The organism is Streptomyces sp. 8K308, from assembly GCF_004348315.1.
Classification (GTDB): Bacteria; Actinomycetota; Actinomycetes; order Streptomycetales; family Streptomycetaceae; genus Streptomyces.
In genome coordinates this window covers 1-5114 of the sequence record NZ_SMKC01000436.1, presented here as the reverse complement: position 1 = coordinate 5114, position 5114 = coordinate 1, and the positions used below count along the sequence as shown (strand labels likewise).

The following is a 5114-nucleotide window of genomic DNA, read 5'->3' as shown; positions in this document are numbered from 1 at the left end:
CGGGTGGGTGGGCGCGGCACGGCCGCCAGGCCGGCACCGCCGCCAGGCCCGGGTCAGGCGCGACCGCGACGTGGCCGACGCCAAGCGCGCAGCGGGCCCGGGGGGCCGTCTCGGATGGTGATACGGGCGTGGTCTCGTTCGCCGTGCGGGTTACGCTTGGCGGGCGATGCGTTTCGGGATCCTTCTCCTTAGCCGCCGCGGCGAGGGTCTGTAGTCACCAGGCCGACCCCCTCCCCGCGGAGTTCGGCGCTGCCCGTCGGCCCTTCCACAGCGATCAGCCGTCATACCGCGCAGGAGACCCGAACATCATGAGCGTCACCGGCAAGCCGACCCCCCAGACGAACGCGACCGTCCGCCAGCGGTCCTCCGGCATGCCCATCCACCGTTATCGCCCGTTCGAGGCCGTGGACATCCCCGACCGCACCTGGCCGAACAACCGCGTCACCGCAGCGCCCCGCTGGCTCTCCACCGACCTGCGGGACGGCAACCAGGCCCTGATCGACCCGATGTCGCCCACCCGCAAGCGCGCGATGTTCGACCTGCTGGTACGCATGGGCTACAAGGAGATCGAGGTCGGCTTCCCCTCCTCAGGTCAGACCGACTTCGACTTCGTGCGGTCGATCATCGAAGAGGACGCCATCCCGGAGGACGTCACCATCTCCGTGCTGACCCAGGCGCGCGAGGAGCTGATCGAGCGGACCGTCGAGTCGCTGGTGGGCGCGCGCCGCGCCACCGTGCACCTGTACAACGCCACCGCGCCGACCTTCCGCCGCGTGGTGTTCCGGGGCGGCCGGGACGAGGTGCGGCAGATCGCGGTGGACGGCACCCGCCTGGTGGTGAAGTGCGCCGAGAAGCTGCTGGACGACCGGACCGTCTTCGGTTACCAGTACAGCCCCGAGATCTTCACCGACACCGAACTGGACTTCGCGCTGGAGGTCTGCGAGTCGGTGATGGACGTGTGGCAGCCGGAGGAGGGCCGCGAGATCATCCTCAACCTGCCGGCCACCGTCGAGCGCTCCACGCCGTCCACGCACGCCGACCGCTTCGAGTGGATGTCGCGGAACCTGTCCCGCCGCGAGTTCATCTGCCTGTCCACGCACCCGCACAACGACCGCGGCACCGCCGTCGCCGCCGCCGAGCTGGCGCTGATGGCCGGCGCCGACCGGGTGGAGGGCTGTCTGTTCGGGCAGGGCGAGCGCACCGGCAACGTCGACCTGGTGACGCTGGGCATGAACCTGTTCTCGCAGGGCATCGACCCGCAGATCGACTTCTCGGACATCGACGAGATCCGTCGTACCTGGGAGTACTGCAACCAGATGGAGATCGCGCCGCGCCACCCCTACGTGGGCGACCTCGTCTACACCGCCTTCTCCGGCTCCCACCAGGACGCCATCAAGAAGGGCTTCGAGGCGATGGCCGACCAGGCCGCGGCCGAGGGCGTCAGCGTGGACCGGCTGGCGTGGGACGTGCCGTACCTGCCGATCGACCCGATGGACGTGGGCCGCTCCTACGAGGCCGTGATCCGGGTCAACTCGCAGTCCGGCAAGGGCGGTGTGGCCTACGTGCTCAAGAACGACCACAAGCTGGACCTGCCGCGCCGGATGCAGGTGGAGTTCTCGCGGATGATCCAGGAGCGGACGGACGCGGAGGGCGGCGAGGTCACCCCGGCGCAGATCTGGGAGATCTTCTCCGACGAGTACCTGCCGGGCGTCACGGGCTGGGGCCGGATCGCGCTGCGCGACGCGCAGGCGTCGACCTCGTCCGAGGGCGCGGACGCGCTCACCGTGGAGGCCGTCGTGGACGGCGTCGACACGGTGCTGACGGGCACGGGCAACGGGCCGCTGGCCGCCTTCTTCGACGCGCTGTCCTCGGCGGGTGTGGTGGACGTCAGACTGCTGGACTACGTGGAGCACACGATGAGCGAGGGCGCGGGCGCGAAGGCGGCGGCCTACATCGAGTGCGCGATCGGGGACCGGGTGCTGTGGGGCGTCGGCATCGACGCCAACATCGTGCGCGCCTCGCTCAAGGCCGTGGTCTCGGCCGTCAACCGCGCGGCGCGCTAGGGACGATCGGACTCGGTTCGGTCCGTTCGCATTGCTGACTCCCGACCCTGTGTGTGGTTAACATCACGTCGGCGATGTTGCCGGCGGGTGATGGAGGTACGGCGTGGTGCGCTCCAGGGTGGGGCTCAGGGTGGCGGGCGTCCGGACGGCGTGGCGGATCGTCGACGACGGCGACTTCTTCTGCGCGGGCTGCGGGGGCGACCGCTGCTACCGGCTGCTGACGGGCCGGCGGCGGCTGACGGTCCTCGGCCTCCCGGTGCTCCCGCGCGGCGCGGCCGAGCCGGTCGTGGAGTGCGTCTCGTGCCGCGGCCACTTCCCGCCGGACTCGCTCGGCCAGCCGACCACGACGAGGCTGGCCGGGCTGCTGCGGGACGCGGTGTACGCGATCGCGCTGGCGATGCTGGCGGCGGGCGGCGGCGAGGAGGCCGCCGCCCGGCGGGCCGCGGCGTCCGCAGTCCGCGGCGCGGGCTACCCGGAGTGCACGGAGGACGGGCTGCTGACCCTCCAGGCGGCGATGGCCTGCCGTCGGCTGCCGCCGCTCGACCACGAGGTGCGGGCGGCCGTCGGCGCGGTCACGCCGCACCTGGCGGCCCCGGGCCGGGAGAGTCTGCTGCTGCTCGGCGCGCGGATCGCGCTGGCCGACGGGCCGTGTACGGCGGCCGAGCGGGGGACGCTCTCGACCATCGGCGAGGCGCTGTCGTTGCCGGTCGCCGCCACCGAGCGGCTGCTCGGCCCGGCAGGGCCGAGCGGGCCGAAGGGCCGCTAGGCGCGCCGGACAGAGGGCAGGAGTCAGAGGGCGGGGAACTCAGAAGCCGAGGCGGCGGAGCTGCTTGGGGTCGCGCTGCCAGTCCTTGGCGACCTTGACGTGCAGATCGAGGAAGACCGGCGTGCCGAGCAGCGCCTCGATCTGCTTGCGGGCCTTGGTGCCGACGTCCCGCAGCCGCTGGCCCTTGGGGCCGATGACGATGCCCTTCTGGCTCGGCCGCTCGATGAACAGGTTGGCGTGGATGTCGAGGAGGGGGCGGTCCTCGGGGCGGTCCTCGCGGGGCAGCATCTCTTCGACCACCACGGCGATCGAGTGCGGCAGCTCGTCCCGCACGCCCTCGAGCGCGGCCTCCCTGATCAGCTCGGCGATCATGACCTGCTCGGGCTCGTCCGTCAGGTCGCCCTCCGGGTAGAGCGGCGGGCCCTCGGGCAGCAGCGGCACCAGGAGGTCGGCGAGCAGCGACACCTGCTGGCCGGCGACGGCCGAGACCGGCACGATCTCGGCCCACTCCACGCCGATCTCCTTGCCGAGGCGGTCGACGGCGATGAGCTGTTCGGCCAGGGCCTCGGCGGTCACCAGGTCGGTCTTGGTGACCACCGCGATCTTGGGGGTGCGGCGGATGTTGGCCAGCTCCTTGGCGATGAAGCGGTCGCCGGGGCCGATCTTCTCGTTGGCTGGCAGGCAGAAGCCGATGACGTCGACCTCGGCCCAGGTGGTGCGGACGACGTCGTTGAGCCGCTGGCCGAGGAGGGTGCGCGGCTTGTGCAGCCCGGGGGTGTCGACCAGCACCAGCTGGGCGTCGGGGCGGTGCACGATGCCGCGGACGCTGTGCCGGGTGGTCTGCGGGCGGTTCGAGGTGATCGCGACCTTGGTGCCGACCAGCGCGTTGGTCAGCGTCGACTTGCCCGCGTTGGGGCGGCCGACGAAGCAGGCGAAGCCGGAGCGGTGGTCGTCCGGGTACGCCGGGAACGCCGGGAAGGCGTCGCGGGGGGAATCTGGGGTGCTCATGACGCGGGGATCGTCGCACGAAGGGCGCCGTCCGGGCCAGCCAGCAGGACGGGGGTGCCGGCGCCGCCGAGGTCTCGAACGGCCGCGAGGTCGTCGGCCGGCAGCGACGCGGCCGCGGTGACGACGGCGGCGGCCTCGAGCGAGGCGGCGCCGCTGGACGCGGCCAGCACGACGGCGGCGCGCAGGGCGCTCAGCCGGAGCGAGTCGAGCGTGACGGTGGTGGCCACGTAGGTGCGGCCCGTCTCGTCCCTGACCGCCGCCCCCTCGGGCACGCCGTTGCGGGCGCGGGCGCTGCGCGCCAGCGTGATGATCTTGGTGTCCTCGGGATCAACGGCGTCTGTCATGGCCCCGAGCTTAACGGGGCGTGGCGGCTCAGAGATCCGTGGTGCCCGGCTGGTCTCTGCGGGGCGCGGGCGAGCGTCCCTCGCACACGTCCTCCAGCTTCCTGACGGCCGTCTCGGCGATGTCGGAGACGTCGCCGGTGCCCTTGTCGTCGCGGCCGGCCTGCGCCACCCGCACCAGGTGGGCCCCGACGCGGGCGACGACGAGGTCGGCGACGACCCTGGTGTCCCCGGTCTCGCCCTCCGGGGCCCGCCGGCTGAACCGGATCGCGGTGCTGTCCTCGCCGAGCCGGTCGACGTCGAGCGTGGTCGCCTCGTAGGCGACGGTGGTGCCGCCCGAGGCGCCCTCCCGGGTGTGGATGGTGGCGCACTCGGCGGTGGCCTCACGCAGCCCGTCGAGCGCGCGGCGGGCCGAGCCCTCGTCCTCGTGCGCGGCGACGACGGTGGTGACGAACGGCCCGCTGCGGGTCTTGGCGAAGCCGGCGCGCGCCTTGGTCTCCTCGGCGCTGTCGAACAGCTCACGGCAGTCGCGCTCGGTCGGCTCCGGAACGCCGAAGCCGCGCTCGCGGGCCGAGCGGGCGCTGTCGCTGGCCCAGCCCTCGGGGAAGTCGACGGCGTCCAGGAGCGCGACGCGCAGCTCCTTCTCGGAGAGCGCGTCGGCGGCCACCGGCCGCCCGGGTATGAGGGCCGTGGCGGCCAGGGCGACGCCGGCGACGACGGCTGTCCGCAGATGCGAGTACATAGCCCCCATGGCGCCACCGGATCGCTGCGCTGGCCACCGCCATGCGGCCGTTCGAGTGACGTCCTGCGGGTCCTGCGCGGGTGCGCTCCGCGCGGTGTGGCGGCGGCGCTCCGCACCGGGTTTTCCCCCACCCCGCGCCGCCCGAGGCGGCTGCACCGCCGGTCGCCGCATGGGCGCCCACGCGAGGACTACCC

General features: G+C 73.1%; 5 protein-coding genes. 2 read left to right on the top strand and 3 right to left on the bottom strand.

Features of this window, described 5'->3' with window-relative positions:
- Positions 1-308 precede the first annotated feature (308 nt).
- Positions 309-2063, top strand: coding sequence for a 2-isopropylmalate synthase (gene leuA, locus E1265_RS33440; RefSeq protein ID WP_132934710.1), 1755 nt, complete (start codon positions 309-311; stop codon positions 2061-2063).
- A 103-nt stretch (positions 2064-2166) separates the two neighbouring features.
- On the top strand, positions 2167-2829 hold the full coding sequence (locus E1265_RS33435; protein WP_132934709.1) for a TerB family tellurite resistance protein: 663 nt from the start codon (positions 2167-2169) through the stop codon (positions 2827-2829).
- Positions 2830-2868: 39 nt separating this feature from the next.
- On the opposite strand, the gene era is transcribed toward E1265_RS33435, so the two are convergent.
- The 3 genes from era to E1265_RS33420 are packed head-to-tail and all read right to left on the bottom strand — an operon-like array spanning position 2869 to position 4920.
- A complete protein-coding gene (gene era / locus E1265_RS33430) occupies positions 2869-3837 on the bottom strand; it encodes a GTPase Era (protein ID WP_132934708.1) in 969 nt (322 codons plus the stop codon).
- Positions 3834-4181: a cytidine deaminase gene (locus tag E1265_RS33425; RefSeq protein ID WP_132934707.1), complete on the bottom strand. Its 348-nt coding sequence runs from the start codon at positions 4179-4181 to the stop codon at positions 3834-3836. The genes era and E1265_RS33425 overlap by 4 nt, the downstream gene beginning before the upstream one ends.
- Positions 4182-4209: 28 nt before the next feature.
- Positions 4210-4920: a hypothetical protein gene (locus E1265_RS33420; RefSeq protein ID WP_132934706.1), complete on the bottom strand. Its 711-nt coding sequence runs from the start codon at positions 4918-4920 to the stop codon at positions 4210-4212.
- Positions 4921-5114 lie beyond the last annotated feature (194 nt).

Bases quoted from the DNA above. Each gene is read 5' to 3' on its own strand.
- leuA (WP_132934710.1), top strand. From the start codon at position 309: ATGAGCGTCACCGGCAAGCCGACCCCCCAGACGAACGCGACCGTCCGC.
- era (WP_132934708.1), bottom strand. From the start codon at position 3,837: ATGAGCACCCCAGATTCCCCCCGCGACGCCTTCCCGGCGTTCCCGGCG.
- E1265_RS33425 (WP_132934707.1), bottom strand. From the start codon at position 4,181: ATGACAGACGCCGTTGATCCCGAGGACACCAAGATCATCACGCTGGCG.
- E1265_RS33420 (WP_132934706.1), bottom strand. From the start codon at position 4,920: ATGTACTCGCATCTGCGGACAGCCGTCGTCGCCGGCGTCGCCCTGGCC.